19 protein-coding genes and 1 pseudogene are annotated in these 19,799 nt (G+C 61.1%); 5 read left to right on the top strand and 15 right to left on the bottom strand.

Annotated elements, in window-relative coordinates:
* Positions 1 to 47: 47 nt before the first annotated feature.
* The 11 genes from HU762_RS17075 to HU762_RS17025 form a co-directional block, all read right to left on the bottom strand.
* Entirely contained in the window at positions 48 to 692 is a 645-nt protein-coding gene (locus tag HU762_RS17075) for a methionine ABC transporter permease (protein WP_186638985.1), read from the bottom strand.
* Positions 682 to 1,806, bottom strand: a complete 1,125-nt coding sequence (locus HU762_RS17070; RefSeq protein ID WP_186638983.1) for an ATP-binding cassette domain-containing protein — start codon at positions 1,804 to 1,806, stop codon at positions 682 to 684. Before HU762_RS17070 ends, HU762_RS17075 begins: the two co-directional genes overlap by 11 nt.
* 2 nt (positions 1,807 to 1,808) lie before the next feature.
* A complete protein-coding gene (locus tag HU762_RS17065) occupies positions 1,809 to 2,618 on the bottom strand; it encodes a MetQ/NlpA family ABC transporter substrate-binding protein (protein ID WP_186638981.1) in 810 nt (269 codons plus the stop codon).
* A 21-nt stretch (positions 2,619 to 2,639) separates the two neighbouring features.
* Positions 2,640 to 4,001 (bottom strand): LLM class flavin-dependent oxidoreductase, encoded by a 1,362-nt coding sequence (locus HU762_RS17060; protein ID WP_186638980.1) that lies wholly within the window; start codon positions 3,999 to 4,001, stop codon positions 2,640 to 2,642.
* Positions 4,001 to 5,194: an SfnB family sulfur acquisition oxidoreductase gene (locus tag HU762_RS17055; RefSeq protein WP_186638978.1), complete on the bottom strand. Its 1,194-nt coding sequence runs from the start codon at positions 5,192 to 5,194 to the stop codon at positions 4,001 to 4,003. Before HU762_RS17055 ends, HU762_RS17060 begins: the two co-directional genes overlap by 1 nt.
* A gap of 23 nt (positions 5,195 to 5,217) precedes the next feature.
* Entirely contained in the window at positions 5,218 to 6,459 is a 1,242-nt protein-coding gene (locus HU762_RS17050; RefSeq protein WP_186638976.1) for an SfnB family sulfur acquisition oxidoreductase, read from the bottom strand.
* Between the two features lie 293 nt (positions 6,460 to 6,752).
* Positions 6,753 to 7,520: a hypothetical protein gene (locus HU762_RS17045; protein WP_186638975.1), complete on the bottom strand. Its 768-nt coding sequence runs from the start codon at positions 7,518 to 7,520 to the stop codon at positions 6,753 to 6,755.
* 458 nt (positions 7,521 to 7,978) lie between these two features.
* Entirely contained in the window at positions 7,979 to 8,740 is a 762-nt protein-coding gene (tcyN, locus tag HU762_RS17040) for an L-cystine ABC transporter ATP-binding protein TcyN (RefSeq protein WP_186638973.1), read from the bottom strand.
* Between the two features lie 3 nt (positions 8,741 to 8,743).
* Positions 8,744 to 9,409, bottom strand: coding sequence for a cystine ABC transporter permease (gene tcyL, locus HU762_RS17035; protein ID WP_163006689.1), 666 nt, complete (start codon positions 9,407 to 9,409; stop codon positions 8,744 to 8,746).
* Positions 9,409 to 10,209 (bottom strand): cystine ABC transporter substrate-binding protein, encoded by an 801-nt coding sequence (gene tcyJ, locus HU762_RS17030; protein ID WP_186638971.1) that lies wholly within the window; start codon positions 10,207 to 10,209, stop codon positions 9,409 to 9,411. Before tcyJ ends, tcyL begins: the two co-directional genes overlap by 1 nt.
* A 213-nt stretch (positions 10,210 to 10,422) precedes the next feature.
* Complete coding sequence (locus tag HU762_RS17025) at positions 10,423 to 11,421, bottom strand: D-cysteine desulfhydrase (protein ID WP_186638969.1); 999 nt, start codon at positions 11,419 to 11,421, stop codon at positions 10,423 to 10,425.
* A 337-nt stretch (positions 11,422 to 11,758) separates the two neighbouring features.
* Here HU762_RS17025 and betT point away from each other — a divergent pair, with 337 nt between their 5' ends.
* On the top strand, positions 11,759 to 13,720 hold the full coding sequence (gene betT, locus HU762_RS17020) for a choline transporter BetT (protein ID WP_186639057.1): 1,962 nt from the start codon (positions 11,759 to 11,761) through the stop codon (positions 13,718 to 13,720).
* A gap of 12 nt (positions 13,721 to 13,732) precedes the next feature.
* On the opposite strand, the gene HU762_RS17015 is transcribed toward betT, so the two are convergent.
* Complete coding sequence (locus HU762_RS17015; protein WP_186638967.1) at positions 13,733 to 14,473, bottom strand: SDR family oxidoreductase; 741 nt, start codon at positions 14,471 to 14,473, stop codon at positions 13,733 to 13,735.
* A 129-nt stretch (positions 14,474 to 14,602) separates the two neighbouring features.
* Here HU762_RS17015 and HU762_RS17010 point away from each other — a divergent pair, with 129 nt between their 5' ends.
* The 4 genes and pseudogenes from HU762_RS17010 (at position 14,603) to mgrA (ending at position 17,205) form a co-directional block, all read left to right on the top strand.
* A complete protein-coding gene (locus tag HU762_RS17010; RefSeq protein WP_186638966.1) occupies positions 14,603 to 15,493 on the top strand; it encodes a LysR family transcriptional regulator in 891 nt (296 codons plus the stop codon).
* A gap of 42 nt (positions 15,494 to 15,535) precedes the next feature.
* Positions 15,536 to 15,613, top strand: a pseudogene (locus tag HU762_RS17005) (type II toxin-antitoxin system HicA family toxin); the annotation flags it as partial.
* A 92-nt stretch (positions 15,614 to 15,705) separates the two neighbouring features.
* The gene (locus HU762_RS17000) at positions 15,706 to 16,107 is read left to right on the top strand and encodes a type II toxin-antitoxin system HicB family antitoxin (protein WP_186639056.1); all 402 of its coding nucleotides are present in this window, start codon (positions 15,706 to 15,708) and stop codon (positions 16,105 to 16,107) included.
* 60 nt (positions 16,108 to 16,167) lie between these two features.
* The gene (gene mgrA / locus HU762_RS16995; protein ID WP_186638964.1) at positions 16,168 to 17,205 is read left to right on the top strand and encodes an L-glyceraldehyde 3-phosphate reductase; all 1,038 of its coding nucleotides are present in this window, start codon (positions 16,168 to 16,170) and stop codon (positions 17,203 to 17,205) included.
* A 64-nt stretch (positions 17,206 to 17,269) separates the two neighbouring features.
* Here mgrA and tauD read toward each other — a convergent pair whose 3' ends face one another.
* The 3 genes from tauD to tauB are packed head-to-tail and all read right to left on the bottom strand — an operon-like array spanning position 17,270 to position 19,792.
* Positions 17,270 to 18,112, bottom strand: coding sequence for a taurine dioxygenase (gene tauD / locus HU762_RS16990; RefSeq protein WP_186638962.1), 843 nt, complete (start codon positions 18,110 to 18,112; stop codon positions 17,270 to 17,272).
* 49 nt (positions 18,113 to 18,161) lie between these two features.
* Complete coding sequence (tauC, locus tag HU762_RS16985; RefSeq protein WP_186638960.1) at positions 18,162 to 19,001, bottom strand: taurine ABC transporter permease TauC; 840 nt, start codon at positions 18,999 to 19,001, stop codon at positions 18,162 to 18,164.
* Entirely contained in the window at positions 18,998 to 19,792 is a 795-nt protein-coding gene (gene tauB, locus HU762_RS16980) for a taurine ABC transporter ATP-binding subunit (RefSeq protein WP_186638958.1), read from the bottom strand. Before tauB ends, tauC begins: the two co-directional genes overlap by 4 nt.
* Positions 19,793 to 19,799 lie beyond the last annotated feature (7 nt).

Here is a 19,799-nt window from a genome sequence, read left to right as displayed (position 1 = left end):
GGCTTAATCGGCACCGGCATGCAGGCTCGCTCCCGTGATGCCGCGTTTCAGCGTTTGTTCAGGCCTTGCGCCAAACGGTCGCCACCCAACTGGATCACCGCCACCAGCGCTACCAACAACACGATCACCGTGAGCATCACCTGGCTGTCGAAACGCTGGTAGCCGTAACGGTAGGCAATATCGCCCAGCCCTCCGGCGCCGATTGCCCCGGCCATGGCGGATGAGTTGATCATGGTCACCAACGTGATGGTAAAACCGCCAACGATACCTGGCAGCGCTTCGGGCAGCAGCACGTGCCAGACGATGTGCCAGCGCCGGCAGCCCATGGCCTGCGCGGCTTCGATCAGGCCATGGTCGACCTCCCGCAGACTGACTTCGGCGATCCGGGCGAAGAACGGCGTGGCGGCAATGGTCAGTGGCACCACTGCGGCCCACACGCCGTAGGTGGTGCCGACGATCAACCGGGTGAACGGAATCAGTGCCACCATCAGGATCAGGAAAGGTATCGAGCGAAACAGGTTCACGAACGCGCCCAGGGCTCTGTTCACGGCGGGCGCTTCATAGATTCCGCCCTTGCCACTGGTGACCAGGATCACCGCCAACGGAATGCCCGCCAGCAAAGCGATCAACGACGACACACCGACCATCAGGAACGTGTCGATAAAACCCTGCAATAACCGATCAAGCCACATATCCCAGCACCTCCACGTGTTGCGCCCAGGCGCCTGCCCGTTGGCGCAGTTCTTCCGCGCCCCATGAGGAGCCGCTCACCGCCAGCAATAATTGCCCGAGCCCATGGCCCTGGATCCGTTCAATGCCGCCATGCAGCAGCCGCACCCGTCCGCCGAGGGCATTGAACAACGCCGCGAGGTCCGGTTCATCACGGCTTGTCCCGGTGAATTGCAGGCGCAGCACCGTGGCGGCAACCGCCGACGCCGGTTGTGGCTGCAAGCGGTTCTGCAACTCCTCAGGCAGCGCGTGCTGCAGCGGCGCCAGCAGCGTCCGGCTGACGTCGTGCTGCGGGTTGCCGAAGACTTCCCAGACCGGCCCTTGCTCGACGATTCGCCCCTGTTCGAGCACCACCACTCGGTCGCAGACTTCCCGGATCACTGCCATTTCATGGGTAATCAGAACAATCGTCAGGCCCAGCCGCTGGTTGATCTGGCGCAACAAGCCGAGGATCGATTGAGTCGTCTCCGGATCCAGCGCCGAAGTGGCCTCGTCACACAGAAGGATTTCTGGATCGTGGACCAGCGCCCGGGCGATCCCGACTCGCTGCTTCTGCCCGCCCGAGAGCTGCGCCGGATAAGCCCCGTGCTTGCCCTGCAATCCCACCAGTTCGAGCAGCTCGCGGACTTTTTGTTGCCGTTGTTCCTTGGGCACGCCGGCCACTTTCAGCGGCAGCTCCACGTTCTGCCACACCGTCTTGGCCGACATCAGGTTGAAGTGCTGGAAGATCATGCCGATGCGTCGGCGCAGCGCCACCAGGCGATCCTCATCGAACTCGCCAATGTCCACCTGATCGATCAGCACGCGCCCGCTGGTGGGTTGTTCGAGCCGGTTGATGGTGCGGATCAACGATGACTTGCCAGCGCCGCTGCGGCCGATGATCCCGAACACCTCGCCGTGCTGGATCGCCAGGTCGATGCCCTGCAGCGCATCGACCGGTCCCTGGGCACCCGTGTAAGTCTTGCCCAGGCCGATGAAACGCACGTGGGCGCGATTGAGCTGCGGGTGCAGTTCAGTGTGCTCGGCAGTGCGCGGCTTGGGTGTTTGCTGTTTGAGCAGAGCGTTGACGGCGTTCATGATCAGCTTTCCCAACCGGCTTGATAGAGCTTGCCGTGGGCCTTGTCCAGGGCCGCGCGCACGGCGGGGGAGTGCTGGTAGATGTCGACGAACTTGATCAGCCGAGGATCGTTTTTGTTCTTGGGTTGGATCACGAACTGGATCACATATTCCTTGTGGTCGAGGCCGTCGAACAGCAGGGCGGACGTGGCATCGAAGGTGTTTGCCAACCGGATGTAGGCCGGATAGCCCTGCACCAGGTCGGCATCTTCATAGGCGCGCACCAGTTGCACGGCCTCGACTTGCAGAATCTTAAGCTTCTTGGGGTTGGCGATGATGTCGTCTTCGGTGGCCTTGTAGCCCACGTCCGGCTTGAGCTGGATCAGCCCGGCCTTGGCCAGCAGTTGCAAGCCGCGCCCGCTGTTGATCGGGTCGTTGGCAATGGCAATGCTCGCGCCCTCGGGCAGCTCGTCGAAGCTTTTGTAGCGTTTCGAATAGAGCCCCACGTTGTTGATGATCCCCGGCGCGAACGGCACCAGATCGAATCCGGCGGCGGCCTTGGCGTTTTCCAGGAAAGGGATGTGCTGGAAGTAATTCACGTCGATGTCGCCGGAAGCGAGGCTGACGTTGGGTGCGATCCAGTCGCTGAACTCCACCAGTTCGACCTTCAGGCCTTGTTTGCCCGCCTCTTCGACAGCGGCCTCCAGCGGGATGGCGAAGGCGGCGGTGGTGCCAATTTTCAACGGAGCATCAGCCGCAAAGAGAGCTGAGCTGAACAGGCCGAGGGCCAGGGCCAGTGCTTTGAATGGCAGGGTCAGGAGGTGCTTGGTCATGTCGGTTGTTCCAGTCATTGATTAAGAGTGCCGGTAGGTGGAGCCGGTGTGTTGTTCGGGCAATCGGGCGCCTCCCTGAAAGAGCTTTGCGCGCAGCGTGCCGTCGTCGTATTCGGTCTTGTACGAGCCGCGTCGCTGCAGCTCGGGAATCACCAGGTCAATGAAGTCCACATAGCTCTCGGGCGTGACGATTCGGGTCAGGTTGAAGCCGTCGAGGCCGGTCTCGGCGATCCACGATTCCAGCTCGTCGGCCACCTGCGCGGGCGAACCGACCACGGTGATGTAGCGACCGCCCAAGGCGTGTTGCTCCAGCAGTTTGCGTCGGGTCCAGTCGTTGTTCTGCAGGGTCTTGGTAGCGGACTGGATGGCATTGCTCTTGACGTACTGGATCGGTTCGTCCAACGCGTACTCGGAAAAATCGATGCCCGTCGACGCGGAAAAATGCGCGACGCCGGCCTCGGCGCTGGCATAGCTCAAGTACTCGGCATGTTTGGCCCAGGCGGCGGCTTCGGTCTGCCCGACAATCACGTTCAGGCCCATGAACACCTTGATGTCCTCGGGATGTCGCCCAGCCGCGACGGCGCTGGTGCGGACTTTGTCGACTTGGGCCTTGGTCGCGGCTTTGTTCTGGCCGCTGATGAACACGCACTCGGCATGGCGCCCGGCGAACCGCAAGCCGCGCTCGGAACTGCCGGCCTGGAACAGCACCGGTGTGCGTTGCGGGGACGGTTCGCAGAGGTGATAGCCCTCGACCTGATAGAACTCACCCCGGTGGCTGACCTTGTGCACTTTCTCCGGCTGGGCGTAGATCCGTTGCTGGCGATTATTGATCACCGCGTCGTCTTCCCAGCTGCCTTCCCACAATTTGTAAAGCACCTGCAGGTATTCGTCGGCCTGGTCGTAGCGACGGTCGTGCTCGACCTGGGCGGCCAGGCCCATGGCCTTGGCGGCGCTGTCCAGGTAACCGGTGACGATGTTCCAGCCAACCCGGCCGCGAGTCAGGTGGTCCAGTGTGCTCATGCGTCGGGCGAACAGATAGGGCGGTTCATAGGTGAGGTTCGCGGTGAGGCCGAAGCCCAGGTTCTTCGTAACCGCTGCCATCGCCGAGACCAGCAGCAACGGGTCGTTGACTGGCAACTGGATCGACTCTTTGAGCGTGATATCCACCGATTGCTGATAGACGTCGTAGACCCCGACGATGTCGGCGATGAACAGCCCGTCGAACAATCCGCGCTCGAGCAACTGCGCGAGCCCGGTCCAGTATTCAATCGTATTGAATTGGGTAGACGTGTCCTGGGGGTGGGTCCACAGGCCGTGATTGATATGCCCGATGCAGTTCATATTGAACGCGTTGAGCAGGATCTTCTTTTTGCCGTGGGCCATCAGATGGTCCCTCGCAGCGGCGGGTTTTCATCGTTGAGGTAGAAATTGCCGACCGCGTGGTATTTCCAGCGCACCGGGTCGTGCAAGGTGTGCACCCGAGCGTTGCGCCAGTGGCGATCCAGGCCGTGTTCGGCGAGGGTCGCCTGGCTGCCGGCCAGTTCGAACAGCGTGCTGCCGGCGGACAGCGAGATTTCGGTGCTGATGGCCCGGGCTTCGGCCACCGCGATCGAGGCTGCCGCCACCGTTTCGGCGTTCGTATCGGCCTGGGCCAGGTCGAGAAATTCACCGGCGCGTTCCAGCAGGGCTTCGGCGGCATGCAGGCGAATGCTCAGTTGGCCGAAGCTCTTGAGGGTGTGCGGGTCCTGGGTGGCGACGTCGCTGGTGGCGTCGATCCACGGGCGGGTTTTGTTGCGGACAAAATGCAGGGCGTCTTCATAGGCGGCGCGGGCAATGCCAGCGTCGATGGCCGCATGGAGAATCTGCGCCAGCGGGCCTACCGGAGTAGGGCGTTCGAAGGCGCTCTGGAACGGCACGACGTCTGCGGCGGCGACCTGTACATCTTCAAACACCACCGAGCCGCTGCCCGTGGTGCGCTGGCCGAAACCGCTCCAGTCGTCGATCACGGTCAGGCCTTTGCTGTTGCGCGGCACGAATGCCAATTGCTGCACGCCGTGCTCGTCCACCACCGAGGTCGGAATGCGCTGGGCATAGATCGCCCCGGTGGCGTAGAACTTGCGACCATTGATCCGGTAGCCCCCACCGTCGCGACGCAATTGCGTGGTGCGGTCGTGGGCGGTCTTGGTGCCGAGCTCCGCCAACGCATTGCCAAAACGTTGGCCGGCCAGGACTTCGGCATACAGGCGTTGTTTTTGCGCTTCGCTGCCGTTTACCCGCAACACCTCCAGCGCATAGAAATGGTTTTGCGGGATCTGCCCAAGCGAGCCGTCAGCCTGGGCGATCAGTGCAATGACCTTGGCCAGCGTGACGTTGGATACGCCCGCACCGCCGTGGGCCTTGGGCACGCTGATGCCCCACAGGCCGGAGCGGGAGAAAGCCTCCAATTCCGGGTATGGCAGGCGACGTTCGCGGTCGCGCAGGGCGCTGTCGCGCTTGAAGTCATCGGCCAGGTCGCTGGCCACGATCAGGGCTTGTTCATCGCTGGTGATTACCGCGACGTGTTGGGAAAGCGTCATGTGCTGCTCCAGAGGTCGGGTCGTCAGATCCAGGAATGTCGGGCCGGCAAGGTGCCGTTCAGGCGATAGTCGCCGACTGCGTGATACTTCCAGCGCACCGGGTCGTGCAGGGTGTGGACCCGCGCGTTGCGCCAGTGGCGATCGAGATTGAATTCGGCAAGGGTGGCGCGGCTGCCGGCCAGCTCGAAGAGTTTTTCGCTGGCGTGCAGGGCGACCTCAGTCGCCAGCACCTTGGCTTCGGCCACGGCTATCGACGCGTGGGCGGCGGACTGAGCGGTAATCGGCGCGGTGTTGACCTGGTCCAGTACCTGCCCGGCCTTGCGCAGCAACGCTTCGGCGGCGTGCAGTTCGATCTTCAACCGGCCGACGTCGGCGATGACATAAAGATCATCGCTGGCGCGCTCGACCTTGGCGTCGATCCACGGCCGGGCGCGTTCGCGAACGAAGGCGATCGCATCGTCAATCGCGCCTCGGGCGATACCTACGTCGATAGCGGCCTGGATCAGTTGGGAGAACGCGCCTTGTACATTCGGCGTGTCGTTGATGCGCCAGTTGGCCAGCACCAGCTCGGCATCGACCCGCACATTGTTCAGCAGCACGGTGCCGCTGGCCGTGGTCCGCTGGCCGAAGCCCGACCAGTCATCGACAATCCGCAGACCTGGTGTACCGCGTCGAACGAACGCCAATACCTGGCGACCCTCGTCGTCCAATGCCTTGACCGCGACCCAATGGGCGAACAGCGCGCCAGTGGAGTAGAACTTCTGCCCACTGATGACAAAGCCGTCACCGTCGCCGGTGATCCGCGCCTTGAGTTCCAGGGTGTTGCGAGTGCCACGCTCCGGCCCGGCGTTGCCGATGCGCCAGCCTTCGAGCACGCTCTGGAGGAGAATTTTTTTCTGCCGTTCGGTGCCTGTGGCGAGAATTAGCTGGAGCACGCCGAACTGGTTCTGGGGAATTTGACCGAGGGCCGGGTCAGCCGTGGAAATGATCGCGAACACCTCGGCGACGGTGACGGCGGAAACTTGCGGACCGCCATATTCGCGAGGAACGGCAATGCTGCCGAGCCCGCTGCGGGTGAACTGTTCGATTTCTGACCAGGGAAGTTTACGCTGCTGGTCGCGACGCGCGGCCTGCTGTCGGGCGACCTGTGCCAGTTCATGGGCGGCCTTGATGGCTTCGGCGTCGGTGCGCAGGACCTGTGCCGGCAATAACAAGGGAGCAATGTCTTGGTCGCTCTGGACCTTTGCTTGCGCCAGATCGGACATCACAGCCACTCCGTGGCTGCATGCAGTGCCTTGGCGCCCTGCACTGGGGTGATTGTGTTCCGTACCATACCCACCTCACATCTCAAGAAAACACCGCGATGAATGCGGTGAACAAAAAATCAAGAATGTCCGGTGGTCCGGTTCATATACCCTAAACGCGTATAAAAAGTTTTTGAACTAACTTTTAAGAATATCTATAGGTTGGTTTTAAATCGAAGGTGTACGCCCCTTGGGCGAAGCGGTTTTTGTGGCGATGAAGCAAAAGCCCTCGCCACAAAAAACGAGCGTCACCATTATTTTCGGTGATGCGATTCGGCGACCATGAGCGGTTCTTTCGCAGGATGCTTCGGATAGGGGTTGGCGCAACCGATTTTCAAAGTCCGTGGTGGCGCCCAGTGGGAGTTGTTGCCGACCCGGTCGATGATGCAATAGGTCACTTCCAGACGCAGGTCTTCACCTGCTTCCATGATGACTTCCGGCGGCACCCAGACGTGAACCGGCATTCCCACCTCGCCAGGCTTTATGGGTGGCAGATCCATGCGTACGTCGCCCCAACGCAGGGTGATCGCATCACTGGCCGCCATGTTCAGGTAGGGTTCGATGGTCAACGGCACGCCGCGTTTGATCTGATTGGGATTCACGCCTTGGCGGCGGATGGTGTCCGGGATACGCACCGGCGCCAGGCTCTGGTTCTCGTCGCCGAGCAAGGATGAAGGCCGCCCCCCGGGGCAATCGAGCTTGACCTGCACCTGTTGCGTTGCTGACAGCGACGGCCCTCGTCCAATTTGCATGATCCGATAGTGGATGCGCGAGGTGCCGTTGACGATGAAGCTCTCCGGGACGCGCAAACTGACGCTGCCATGCATATCTGCCTCTGACAGCAGGCGCGAGCCAACATAGCAGTTGTCCCAGAACAGTTCGATCAGGTCGCCTGGGTCCATGCCTGGGTAAGGGGCAATGACGACTTCCAGATGCTCGGCGCTGGTGATGTTGATGCCGGTACGTTGGCCGCTGGCCAAGGTGGGCGCGGCCAACTCAGGGAAATTCGACATACTTGTCATGGTGTTCTCCTTGATGTCTAAAACGAACTATGTTCCCGAAAGTTCAAAGACGCTGATAGTCGCGACACTTTGTGATGCGTTACTACCGAAAATAAATAACGCGTGATGCTTGTTCATTCTAGATATAGGTTTGACAGTTTCACTGTCAATAGCGACGATTGCCTAATATTTGATTAAGCAAGTCTTCAGAAATGTCCTACGCATCGGAGTTATTAATGCGCGGCGTCGAGCGCACTTTTCCTCGGAATGTCGCGCTCGTTGCCGCCAGGACAGGCACCTTTGGGCTGGCGTCGGTGGAGAGACCAAAGGAAGTAGAGCGTGCCCAAAGTCGGTCTGTTCGTTATTGGGGTAGCGGTGGAGAGATGACGATTGAAAGTTATTTTTGATGCGGCGGTTTTGGCTTTTTAAAGTTGGACTTGTTTCACTTCCCTCCTTGGAAGTGTCGACAAGCCAATTAATTACTGCGCGCCATGTCCAGCCGAGAGGAACTTGCTGAGAAACTGTCGAGTACGCTCTTCCTTCGGGGCTTCGAACAACGCCTTGGCTTCACCTTGCTCAACAATTACGCCTTTGTCGAAGAACACCACGCGATTGGCTACATCCCGGGCGAAGCCCATCTCGTGAGTCACGATGACCATGGTGCGCTTTTCTTCGGCCAGGCCCCGGATGGTTGCCAGCACTTCACCCACCAGTTCCGGGTCGAGGGCCGAGGTTGGCTCGTCGAAGAGGATCACTGCAGGTTCCATCGCCAGCGCCCGGGCGATAGCCACGCGCTGTTGCTGACCACCGGACAGGCGCCTGGGATAAGCGTCTTCCTTGCCGGCCAGGCCGACCTTGGCCAGTAGCTTGCGGCCCAGGGCTTCAGCGTCGGCCCGCGGGGTCTTTTTCACCACCAGCGGACCTTCGGTGACGTTTTCCAGTGCGGTGCGATGGGGAAACAGATTGAAATTCTGGAACACGAAGCCCACCTGCTGGCGCAAACGACGGACCAGCCCTTGCTGCTGGTTCAGCGGGCGACTGCCATCGATCTCGATATCGCCCACCTTGATCCGTCCGCTGGTGGGTTCTTCGAGGAAATTCAGGCAGCGCAGGAACGTCGTCTTGCCCGATCCGCTGGGGCCGATGATCGCTACCACTTCGCCTTCTTCAATCCTCAGGTCGATGCCGTTGAGCACCACCTGACCCTTGAATTGCTTTGTCAGTTTTTCCACGACAATCATGGGTCAGGACTCCTGGTCGTGCCGATTGACCCGGGCTTCCAATACGTTCTGCAGGTGCGAAAGCACGGTGGCAAGAACCCAGTAGATCAGCGCGGCGGCAAGGTACATGGTGAAGATTTCGAAGGTGCGAGCAGTGATCAGCTGCGCCTGGCGGAACAGTTCCGGTACCTGGATGGTCGCCGCCAGGGCGGTGTCCTTGACCAGGGAAATGAAGCTGTTGCCCAACGGTGGCAGCGCCGTGCGTGCGGCTTGCGGCAGGATGGCCCGGCGCAGTGTCTGGGCACGGGTCATGCCGATACTGGCCGCCGCTTCCCACTGACCGCGCTCGATGGAACTGATGGCGGCCCGCAGGATTTCACACGCATAGGCCGCCATGTTCAGCGAGAAACCGATCAGGGCCGCCGGCAGCGGATCCAGCTCGATGCCCAGTTGCGGAAGTCCGTAATAAATCACAAACAACTGCACCAGCAACGGCGTGCCGCGAAAGAACGACACGTAGATACGCGCGATCCAGTTCACCAACTTGAAACGCGACAGACGCATCAGCGCCAGGCCGAACCCCAGCAACAAGCCGAAGAACATCCCGCCCAGGCTGAGGATGACCGTGTAGTACGCGCCCTTGAGCAGAAAGGGCGCGGAATCCAGTGCGAGTTGAAGAGCTGCTTCCATTATTGGGTGACGTCAGCGCTGAAGTATTTTTCCGAGAGCTTCTTCAGCGTACCGTCGGCGCGCAGTTTTTCGATGGCTTTGTTCACGGCTGCCAACAGCTCAGGCTCGCCTTTGCGCAGGGCAATACCCGACTCCTGGCGAGAAAACGCTTCGCTGGTGACGGTGGTGTCCTTGGCCTTCTTGGCGTATTCCAGCGCGGCCAGACGGTCGATCAGGATGGTATCGATGCGGCCGACGCGCAGGTCCTGAAATTTGGTGGGGTCATCGTCATAGGTTTTGACTTGCGCGCCCGGTACTTCGGCTTTCACCCACTGTTCGTAGTTGGTGCCCAGGCCCACGCCGACTTTTTTACCGTCCAGGTCGGCAGCTTTCTTGATGTTCAGCTCATCGGCTTTTTTGGTCAGTACCAGCGCTTGAATCCCGGAGACGGTGTACGGCTCGGAGAAATCGTATTTTTTCTTACGTTCTTCGGAGATGGTCACTTGGTTGACCACGGCGTCCAGACGCTTGGATTCCAACGCCGCGAGGATACCGGCCCAAGGCGTGGTCTGCAGCTTCACCTTGACGCCCAGCTCTTTGGCCAGGGCTTCGGAAAACTCCACTTCGAAGCCGGTCAGCTTGCCGCCATCATCCACGAAACTGAACGGTGGATAAGTGCCTTCCAAGCCGATCTTGATCTCGCCGGCATCCTTGATTTTTTGCAGTTGCTCACCGGCAACCGCCTGCCCCAGCAGACCGGCGCTCAGTGCCAGGCCCAGCGAACCTACCAGCAGGTTGCGACGTAATGCGGAAAAATTCATGACAAGCCCCTGTGTTTTCTTATGAAGACGTTTATCGGCAAGAGAAGGCGTAGCCGCGATACGAAAGTGCTGTCACATCCTGCCTTAAAAACAGGTGATGCGTCTCGTGGCAAATACGCCTGCGGCGCGACTATAAGTTGCGTTTCATAGATTGGAAAATAATATTAAATCATCCGTATATTCCAAAGTGGAATGTCGCCATTGTCAGGAGTTTCAAGCCCCTAGCGCCGAGTCATAGGCAAACAACGCTGGCGCGCCGCCGGTGTGCAGGAAGATGATCGGACCGTCGTCAAAGCGGTCGCGACCCAGGCCATCGAGCAGGCCGGCCATGGCCTTGCCGGTGTAGACCGGATCGAGCAGAAGGCCTTCCTGGCTGGCCAGCAGCTTGACCGCCGCCAACGTGCCGGCGTTCGGTTCGCCGTAGCGGGGACCGAAATACTCGTCCCATAGATTCACTTTGAACGCCTCCGGAAGGGCGACTCCGAGCAACGCTGCCGTGCGCTCGGCCAGGCCCTGGACCTTCGGAAACTGGTCCTCCTCGCTACGGGACACCGTTACACCAACGACCGCAAGCGTGGGCAGGGTTTCGCTCAAGGCCAGCGCCAGGCCGCTGTGGGTACCGGCGCTGCCCGAGGCCAGCACCACGGCGGCGAATTCGATGCCGGTGTCCTTGATCTGTTCGGCCAACTCCAGGCCAGCGCGCACATACCCCAACGCGCCCAACGCGTTCGAGCCGCCAATCGGCACCAGGTAGGGCTTTTTCCCGTTGCTGCGCAGGCGGCCGGCGAGCGCCTGCAGCTGTTCGTCGGCATTGTCCAGGTTGTCCACCAGCTCGACTTTAGCGTCGAACAGCTCAAGCAACAGCCGATTGCCGTTGCCCAGGTAATTGCTGTCCTCGGTGCCGATGGGGTTTTCCAGCAGGGCGACGCAACCCAGGCCGAGCTTCGCGGCCAGGGCTGCGGTCTGGCGGACGTGGTTGGACTGGATCGCGCCGGCGGTGATGAGCGTGTCGGCACCTTGGGCCAATGCGTCGGCGGCCAGGTATTCGAGCTTGCGCAGTTTGTTGCCACCGAGTGCCAGGGGCGTCAGGTCGTCGCGCTTGACGTAGATGTCCCGGCCGAGCCAACGGGAGAGGCGGTCAAGTTTTTCCAGCGGTGTCGGATGGCCGAGCAGGTCGAGACGACTGAAGCGAGACAACTGTTCTTTGATCATGGGGTCCGTACTGGTTGTAGGCGATATCGGACTATAGGCACGCCGATATTCAGGGGCAACTGGCGTGTGGGAGGGAGCACTGAACGAATGCGCTCCCGGCAGCGTCATACCCACCCATGGACTAGTGTAGGAAGCGTGCCGTCGAGCCCTGCGATTAGTCCTTAGCAGCCTATTCATGTTTAACTTGAACGTTCATTCAAGTTAAACCCTTGGTTTGCTGCCCGCTCACAACAGGAGGCTTGCCTTTGCCGAGTCCGTTTGCGCACGTCATGATTTCGTTTTGCGAGGTGCTTCGTCGATGAGTACTTCGTCCCTTCCATCCAGCGGCCTGGTCCGCATGAATCCGCCGGTGTTCTACTTTGCGGCGACCTTCATCCTGCTGTTCGGCCTGGTCGTCATTGCCGTGCCGGAGCAGGCCGGCGCCTGGCTGCTGGCGGCGCAGAACTGGGCGGCCAACACGGTCGGCTGGTATTACATGCTGGCGATGACGCTGTATCTGGTCTTCGTGGTGGTCACCGCCTTGTCCGGCTACGGCAAGATCAAGCTCGGTGCCGACCACGACGAGCCCGAATTCAGCTACCTGTCCTGGGCCGGCATGTTGTTCGCAGCCGGGATCAGCATCACGCTGTTTTTCTTCTGCGTCTCCGAGCCGCTGACCCACTTGGTCCAGCCGCCCCAGGGCGAGGCCGGAACCGCCGACGCGGCGCGCCAGGCCATGCAGATCCTGTTTTTGCACTGGGGCCTGCACGGCTGGGGAGTGTTTGCGTTTGTCGGCATGGCGCTGGCGTACTTTGCCTATAGGCACAATCTGCCATTGGCCTTGCGTTCGGCGTTGTATCCGCTGATTGGCAAACGCATCAACGGCCCAATCGGTTATGCGGTGGACGGCTTCGGCATCATCGCGACGGTGTTTGGCCTTGGCGCGGACATGGGGTTTGGTGTGCTGCACCTCAATTCCGGATTGGATTACCTGTTCGGCATCGCCCACACCCAATGGATCCAGGTCGGCCTGATCGTGCTGATGATGGGGGCAGCGATCATCGTCGCGGTGGCCGGTGTCGACAAAGGCGTGCGGGTCATGTCCGACATCAACATGCTGCTGGCCTGCGCGCTGTTGCTGTTCGTGCTGTTTGCCGGGCCGACCCAGCATTTGCTCAACACCTTGATCCAGAACATCGGCGATTACCTCGGCGCCCTGCCGATGAAGAGCTTCGACCTTTACGCCTACAACGAGCCCAGCGACTGGCTGGGCGGCTGGACGGTGTTCTACTGGGCCTGGTGGATCGCCTGGTCGCCGTTCGTGGGACTGTTCATCGCGCGTATATCCCGTGGCCGCACCATTCGCGAATTCGTGTTTGGCGTGCTGTTGATCCCTTTGGGTTTCACCCTGGCGTGGATGTCGATTTTCGGCAACAGCGCCATCGACCAGGTGCTCAACCACGGCATGAGCGCCCTGGGCATGTCGGCCCTGGAAAATCCGTCGATGAGCCTTTATCTGCTGCTGGAAACCTATCCGTGGAGCAAGACGGTCATCGCGGTCACGGTATTCATCAGCTTCGTGTTTTTCGTTACGTCCGCCGACTCCGGCACCGTGGTGCTGTCGACGCTGTCCGCCAAGGGCGGCAACCCGGATGAAGACGGGCCGAAATGGTTGCGAGTGTTCTGGGGCGCAATGACCGCCCTGGTGACCAGTGCGTTGTTGTTTTCCGGCAGTATCGATGCGCTCAAGTCAGCCGTGGTGCTGACGTCCTTGCCGTTCTCGTTGATTCTCTTGCTGATGATGTGGGGCCTGCACAAGGCGTTCTACCTCGAATCCCAGAAGCAGATCGCGCAATTGCATTCCCTGGCACCGGTGTCGGCTTCACGGCGCGGCACGGGTGGCTGGCGCCAGCGCCTGAGCCAGGCGGTGCACTTTCCTTCTCGCGACGAGGTATACCGCTTCCTCGACACCACGGTGCGTCCGGCCATCGAGGAAGTGAAAGCGGTATTCGCCGAAAAAGGCCTGACCGTGATGACCCAGCCAGACCCGGCCAACGACAGCGTCAGCCTGGAGATCGGTCACGGCGAGCAGCATTCGTTCATCTACCAGGTGCAGATGCGTGGCTACTTCACGCCGTCCTTCGCCCGCGGCGGCATGGGCTCCAAGCAAATCAACAATCGCCGCTATTACCGTGCCGAAGTGCACCTGAGCGAAGGCAGTCAGGATTACGACCTGGTGGGCTATTCCAAGGAGCAGGTCATCAACGACATCCTCGACCAGTACGAGCGGCACATGCAGTTCCTGCATCTGGTGCGCTGATCGGAAGGGGCCTCAGACCAGCCCACCGTTTGCCCGCAGGATCTGCCCGTTCACCCAACCGGCGGCCGGGCTGGCCAGGAAGGACACGATGCTGGCGATGTCTTCCGGTTGGCCGAGGCGCTCCAGGGGCGGCATCTTGGCGTAGTGCTGGACCTGCTCTTCGCTCTTGCCGTGCATGAACAGCTCGGTGGCGACTGGCCCGGGGGCCACGGCATTGACGGTGATCTGGCGACCGCGCAGCTCCTTGGCGAACACCTGGGTCAGGGATTCCACGGCGGCCTTGCTGGCAATGTACACCGAGTAGCCGGGCAGGTTGAGGCCTACGGTGCTGCTGGAAAAATTCACGATGCGGCCGCCATCGTTCAACCGGGTCGCGGCTTCGCGCAGGGTGTTGAAGGTGCCGCGCGTGTTGATGGCGAATGTGCGGTCGAACAGCTCGTCGCTGTGCTGCGCCAGGGGCATGACCTGGAGAATGCCAGCGTTGTTGATCAGCACATCGACTTTGCCCAGCTGTGTTTCGACTTCATCGAACATCCGGCTGACATCCGCCGCGACAGACACATCGGCTTTCACCGCTATGGCCTGGTGCCCGGCCTGGCGCAACTGCACCACGAGCTTCGAGGCCTCGGCGGCGCTGTTGGCGAAGTTGAGGGCAACGGCAAAACCGTCGCTGGCCAGTTGCTTGGCGATCTGCGCGCCGATGCCGCGGGAGGCACCGGTCACGATGGCGACTTTCGAGTTCTGGACAGTCATGGCAAGAGTTCCTTTCGGGGAGTGCTGTGATTCGTTGGAGCCAGATTCACATGTTTACTACTGGCGATAAATGCACGAGAGTTGTCTTGACTGTTCAATATCCAGCAACAATCAAGGCGCGCCGATCAGATGGATCAAGTCAGGGCAATGAGGGTGTTTGTTCGAATATACGAGCGCAGCAGCTTCACCCTGGCCGCCGAAGACTTGAACATGCCTCGCGCCACGCTGACCCATACGCTCAATCGATTCGAGGCCTGGCTGGGCGTGCGTCTTCTCGAGCGCAGCACCCGCAAGGTGCGCCCGACCCTCGATGGCGAGGCCTACTACCCGCGCTGCGTGCAGTTGCTGGCGGAACTCGAAGAGGCCGAGCTGGCGTTTCGCGGCGTGGCGCCCAAAGGCAAGTTGAGGGTGGACCTTCACGGAACCCAGGCCCGGTATTTCGTGATTCCGGCGTTGCCACAATTCATGGCCCGCTACCCGGAGATCGAATTGTTCATCAGCGAGGCCGATCGCTTCGTCGACCTGATTGCCGAAGGTGTCGATTGCGTGCTGCGGTCCGGTACGCTGGGGGATTCGTCATTGATCGGTCGGCGTGTCGCCACTCTTCGGCAGATCACTTGTGCCAGCCCCGGCTACTTGCGCGAGTACGGCGAACCGAAAAGCCTCGATGACTTGCGCCACCATCGGGCGGTGAACTACGTCTCGCGCACCACCGCCAAACTGTATCCATTCGAGTTCATGGTCGATGGCGAACTCAAGGAGGTACCCATCGGCGGTGCGTTGTCGGTGTCCGGTGCCGAAATCTACGCCGCCTCGGCCATCGCCGGCCTGGGCCTGATCCAATGCCCGCACTACCGGATGGAAGAGCAGATCAAGCAGGGCCTGATCCAGGAAGTCCTTACCGCCACCCCACCGCCGCCCATGCCGGTGTCGGTGCTTTATCCACACAACCGGCACATGTCGCCGCGGGTACGGGTGTTCGTGGATTGGGTGGCCGAGGTGTTTGCGCACGCGAGATGACTGGATTGGGGTGACGGTACATTGGTTGGCGAGTTGAGCTAGGTGACGATCAAGCACCCTGACGCGGATCTGCCCAGGGGCACGATCAATAGCATATTGAAACAGGCGGGCCTGAAATGAAGCCCATGACCGATTACGAAATCCCCGGTGGGGATGCATTGTTATCAGACCGGTTGCTGCGGTTGCCGGATCTTGAGGAAGGATTCGTCCACATGAAATTTCCGGTCGTTCTGCACAAGGATGCCGACTCCGAATACGGCGTGACGGTCCCGGATGTGCCGGGTTGTTTCTCCGCAGGCAGTACTGTGAGCCAGGCATTCGAAAATGTGAAAGAGGCGCTTTCGTTGCACTATGAAGGCCTGATAGCCGACGGCGAACCGCTGCCACAGATCCATGACATTGACGATCATCTCGACGATCCGCAATACGCCGGGGGGATCTGGGGCGTGGTTGAGTTCGATGTCACGCCCTATTTCGGAAAATCAGTGCGGTTCAACGCCACGCTGCCCGAGCAATTGCTTGAGCGCATCGATCAAACCGTGCGACGGGACCAGCGTTACAGCTCGCGTTCGGGTTTCTTGGCCGCGGCGGCCTTGCGCGAACTTTCCGCCTGACCGAGGCGTCTGTGAAATGTTAGCTTCTGCCTCCAGCCGTCCGAACAGAGAGCCTTTTCGATGACCTACACCGCTGCGCAAAACCGCTACGAGTCCATTCCTTACCGCCGCGTCGGGCGCAGCGGGCTGGTGCTGCCGGCGTTGTCGCTGGGGTTGTGGCACAACTTTGGCGACAGCACGCCCATCGACACCCAGCGTGCCTTGTTGCGCACGGCGTTCGACCTGGGCATCAACCACTTCGACCTGGCCAACAACTACGGCCCGCCCTACGGCAGCGCCGAGATCAATTTCGGCCGCTTGCTACGCGAAGATTTCAAGCAGTACCGCGATGAGTTGATCATCTCCAGCAAGGCGGGTTGGGACATGTGGCCGGGGCCTTACGGCCAGGGCGGGGGCTCGCGCAAATACGTGCTGGCCAGCCTCGACCAGAGCCTGCAACGTCTGGGGTTGGAGTATGTGGATATCTTCTATTCCCACCGTTTCGACCCCGACACGCCACTGGAAGAAACCGCCAGCGCCCTGGCCACTGCGGTGCAGCAGGGCAAGGCGTTGTACATCGGCATTTCTTCCTATTCCGGCGTGAAAACCCGGGAAATGGCCGCGCTGCTCCAGGAATGGAAAGTCCCGCTGTTGATCCATCAACCGGCCTACAACCTGCTCAACCGTTGGGTGGAGAAAGACTTGCTGGATGCCACCGAAGAGCTGGGCACCGGCGTGATCGCCTTCACGCCGCTGGCCCAGGGCCTGCTGACCGACAAGTATCTCAAAGGCATTCCGGCCGATGCTCGGGTCAACCGTCCTGGTGGCGGTTCGTTGCAGGCTTCGCACTTGTCCGAGGAAAACATTGCCCACGTACGCGCCCTGAATGAAATCGCCCAGCGTCGCGGCCAAAGCCTGGCGCAAATGGCCTTGGCCTGGACCTTGCGCGACCCGCGCGTCACCAGCGCACTGATCGGCGCCAGCCGGCCGGAGCAGATTATCGAGAACGTCGGCGCCTTGAAGAATCTGAGTTTCAGCGCCGAGGAACTGGCCGAGATCGATCGGTTTGCCCAGGAAGGCGGGATCAATCTTTGGGAGAAGCCTTCGTCGGCTGAGTAATGCCGAACACCTCTGTGGCGAGGGGATAAATCCCCTCGCCACAGAGCAATTCAGTTTCAGCGACTTACCTGAAAAACGGCACATCCCCCAACACCGTCGCCCGGTGCATCACCCGTCGGGCGGGACGGTAGTCGTCGACGGCAAAATGCTGGGTGACGCGGTTGTCCCAGAACGCCACGTCGTTGACCTGCCAGCGCCAGCGCAGGGTGAACTCCGGGCGGGTGGCATGGGCAAAGAGCAGTTTCAGGATCGCCTCGCTTTCGGTTTCCGACAGTTCGTTGATACGCGTGGTGAAGCCTTCGTTGACGAACAGCGAGCGACGGCCGCTCACCGGGTGCGTGCGAATCACCGGGTGGGACAGCGGTGGGTTCTTGCGGCGTGCTTGTTCCCAGCGCGCAAGATCTTCGGCGCTATTGCCGAAGCGCTCCAAGGGAAAGGAGCGGGTGAAGTCGTGCGTCGCCGTCAGCCCTTCCAGCAAGATTTTCAGCGGCGCCGACAAGGCTTCGTATGCCGCGATGCCACTGGCCCACAATGTGTCGCCACCAAACGCCGGTAGCAGCTTGGCGCTGAGCACCGCGCCCAGGGCGGGTGTCGGGAGAAAGGTCACGTCGGTGTGCCACACAGCGTTGTCGCGGACGTCGGTGACGGCGGTGTCGAGCACCAGAACTTCGGGTTGCTCCGGCACGTTGGGGTAGATCGGATGGATGTGCAGGTCGCCAAAATACGCGGCGAAACGTGCCTGCTGTGGCGGTTCGATCGGCTGGTCGCGGAAAAACAGCACCTGATGATCGAGTAACGCCTGCTCGAGGATGTCGCGATCTTCCAGGCTCAGCGGCTGACTGATATCGATCCCCTCGATCTGCGCGCCGAGGGCGGAGCTCAAAGGCGTAATGGTCGGGCGATTCATCTCAATGTTCTCGGTCTGGGCGCCGAATCGTCGGCGTGGTCATTGGGGATCAATGGGTCTGGCCGTGCCAGGGCACCAGTTTGCGTTGCAGGGCGCGCAGGCTCATTTCCATGGCGAAGGCGATCAGTGCGATCACCAGGATCCCCAGCACCACCACGTCGGTGACCAGGAACTGCGCCGCTGACTGCACCATGAACCCCAGGCCACTGGTGGCGGCGATCAGTTCGGCGGCCACCAGCGTCGACCAACCCACGCCCAGGCCGATGCGAACACCGGTGAGGATGTCCGGCAGGGCACTGGGCACGATCACATGGCGAATCAACTGCGCGCGCGTGGCGCCCAGCGATTGCGCGGCTCGCAGTTTGGCCGGGTCGACGGTGCGCACCCCAGTGGCGGTGGCGATGGCGATCGGGGCGAAGATCGCCAGGTAGATCAGCAGGACTTTCGACAGCTCACCGATGCCGCACCAGATCACGATCAGTGGCAGATAAGCCAGCGGCGGAATCGGCCGGTAGAACTCGATCAACGGATCGAGCACGCCGCGGGCGATTCGGTTCGCGCCGATAGCAATGCCCACCGGCACGGCGGTCAGCACCGCGAACAACAGACCCAGGCCAATCCGCCCGAGGCTTGCGCCCAAATGTTGCCAGAGCGTGGAGTCCATGTAGCCGCTGGTAACCAGCAGCCAACCTTTTTGCAGCACGGCGGAGGGCGGCGGCAGGAATAGCGGTTCGATCAGGCCGCTGGCGGTGACTGCCCACCAAAGCGCCAACAATACGATCAGGGTCAGGCCGCTGATCCAGCGCGTACTCAGCTGCCATTGAGCGCGTAGAGGAGGGCGCGCGGGCTCGGGGTCGTGGGCCACGGCTGGAATTTCGTAACTGCTCATGCGCGCTCCTGCTGCCGAGTGGCGCTGCGTTGGGAAAATACCTTGGCAAGCACGTGCTCGCGAGTCTCGATGAAGCGTGGGTCGGACTTGATCGACCGCGCTGATTCCCCGGCCCCGTAACGGCGGCCGAAATCCAGGCTCAGGCGCTCGACGATCTGCCCAGGATCGGGCGCCAGCAGGATCAGATCGGTGGCAAGGAACACGGCTTCTTCGATGTCATGGGTAATCAGGAACACGGGCTTGGCGGTGCGTTGCCAGACTTGTAACAGCAGTTCCTGCATCTGTTCGCGAGTGAACGCATCCAAGGCGCCGAAAGGCTCGTCCATCAACAACACGCGCGGATCGGCAGCCAACGCGCGGGCCAGGCCGACGCGTTGCTTCTGGCCGCCCGAAAGCTGCCAGACGCGACGTTTCTCGAAACCGGCGAGGTCGACCAAGGCGAGCATTTCCCGGGCGCGGGCCTCGCGCTTATCCCTCGCGACGCCTGCCAGTTCCAGGCCGAACCCGACGTTCGCCAGCACGTCCTGCCAAGGCAACAGCGCATCGTCCTGGAACACCACGCCGCGTTCGGCGCTCGGACCCGACACTGGCACGCCGTCCAGGGTGATCTGCCCAGCGCTGGGCTCGACGAACCCGGCAATCAGGTTCAATAGCGACGTCTTGCCACTGCCGGAGGGGCCGAGGGCAACCAGCAATTGCTCCGGACCCAGGGTCAGTGAAATATCCGCCAGCACCGGTTTTGTTGCGCCGGGGTACTGTGCGCTGATGCGCTCCAGCTGTAGCAAGGCCATCTTGGCG

It is taken from the genome of Pseudomonas sp. SWRI92 (genome assembly GCF_014268685.1).
GTDB lineage: Bacteria > Pseudomonadota > Gammaproteobacteria > Pseudomonadales > Pseudomonadaceae > Aquipseudomonas > Aquipseudomonas marvdashtae.
Note: the sequence above shows the minus strand (reverse complement) of the source record. Positions and strands in the feature narration are given on the sequence as shown.